The 1732-nt window shown below is 34.2% G+C and carries 2 protein-coding genes; one reads left to right on the top strand and one right to left on the bottom strand.

The window, feature by feature from the left end:
* The coding region (locus tag H8R24_RS18110) for a hypothetical protein (RefSeq protein ID WP_222617428.1) at positions 1-242 on the top strand (242 nt) is incomplete at its 5' end.
* Between the two features lie 718 nt (positions 243-960).
* Here the strand turns inward: H8R24_RS18110 and H8R24_RS17965 are convergent.
* Complete coding sequence (locus tag H8R24_RS17965; protein WP_317172602.1) at positions 961-1650, bottom strand: 3',5'-cyclic-nucleotide phosphodiesterase; 690 nt, start codon at positions 1648-1650, stop codon at positions 961-963.
* Positions 1651-1732: the final 82 nt, after the last annotated feature.

Here is a 1732-nt window from a genome sequence, read left to right on the forward strand (position 1 = left end):
TATCAAGGGTTATCTCGGTGACTAGATTTCGTTGTTTAAGAGGGATTTTTTCAATGATAGCGATTACCGTTTCAGCTGTAGTTTCGATAACCATTGCAACTATAGCTCCTTTTTTTCCTTTGGCAGCTTTATTGGTTATAATTGTAAAGAGTTCGCCATTAGATAGGGAGGTTTCGTCTATCGATAAGGGTTTACCAATGTTTTCAGGGAAAATAAGTCCTTACATTCTGTTCAGGGGCTAAAAGATAGAAAAGAATGATGTGATTTCTATCGGACAATATACTTCTTGAGTTATTTAGCCATCGGTGTACTCTCATTCTTCTTACTCTAAGATTACAAATTTAACGATTCCTTTTTTTGAATTTATAACTTTGCAAACATAGGAGCTATCGGAAGACTTTCAAAAGCCTTTATTTAAGCAGTGAATGAGACAGTGGATGCAGTTAGGGTTGTTGCATTTCTTTATAGAATACTGAACCTAATTGAACGATTTTTTTAAGTTGTTTGGTTCATGTGTTAGGTATTGGGAAGGATGATATGCAAGGTTGATAAACTCAATCGGGTATATAAAGTGGATTTTACAGTTTTTTGATAGTTTGAGGTTATGTATTTGGTGGTATTCTTTTATTTAGTAATGTCTGCTGAGTATGTGAGTGAAAGTTTTACAGTTTTGCACTTTCTTTTTTTGCATTGAATAGCTAGTGGCGCTATAGTTTTTAGTTTGGAACAAAATGCTATTTTGTAAATGAGTATCGTAGCCCCGATAGAAGTGTAAATCCTTTTACTTTTTTCTTTAAAAAGTAAAAGATTGTAACGGATAGCGGGAAATAGCTCCTAAGTAAGTAGTTCCTTTTTTTTTTTTTTGATTCTTTGTAATTTACAGCTTGTAATTGCTCTTAAATGCTCCTTTTTATAGATTAGTTAGTATGTTTTTGTTACCGAGAGCCTTTGGACAAGCTTTTATAGCTTTATTTTTTTGCCTTGTGTTGGGAAAATGAAGTTTAGTTTAAGATTATTGTCGGTTGCAAGTTGTTTTTTTATTAGGCTGTAATTATGGGTTGGTGGTTTCATGTGCGTGATAATTATTTGTACATTTTGCAATGTAGTTCCTGTTAGAGTATATAAGTTTTGTAGTTCCTTCATGAGGAGTTTAGGAGTTAAATGACCGTATAAAAGCTTGTCTGGTTGTTCGTTAGGGAAGGAAAGTTCGATAAATATGCCTTTGAGTTGGTTTTTCTTGATTAATGGTGCAATTGTGGTCCAAAGGGATGCGAGGTTGTTGCTTTTTTCGATGACGTCTGCACCGGTGTCACCAAGATAGAGCGCATAGTCGTCCTTGTTTTTGATTAGAAATGCCGTACTCTCGAAAGGGTTAACATGGCTTAATGGAAAGGCTTTTACTGTCATGGTGGTATTGGTGATGGTAGTCTCTTCCTGCTGTATTATGGTTTGAAAATGATATTTTTGTATGAGGTAGCCATTTCCTTCATCTCCAAAATTGGCCCAAGTTTGTCCGTTAAAGTAATGGTTTTTCATCATTTCCATACATGATTTTGTTGCGTATATTGTTTTGGTAGAGTCGGCTGGAGAGTTGATTATTAGTCCGGATACATGGTCTAAGTGCGCGTGTGATATGAAATATCCTTTAATATATTTTTAGAGGTGTAAAGTTATGTACTTATTTTAATTATTTGTAATCCAATGTGTTTATGCTTCATCATCTTAATAATTA

The sequence above is a fragment of the Flavobacterium muglaense genome, from assembly GCF_014305155.1.
Taxonomy (GTDB): domain Bacteria; phylum Bacteroidota; class Bacteroidia; order Flavobacteriales; family Flavobacteriaceae; genus Flavobacterium; species Flavobacterium muglaense.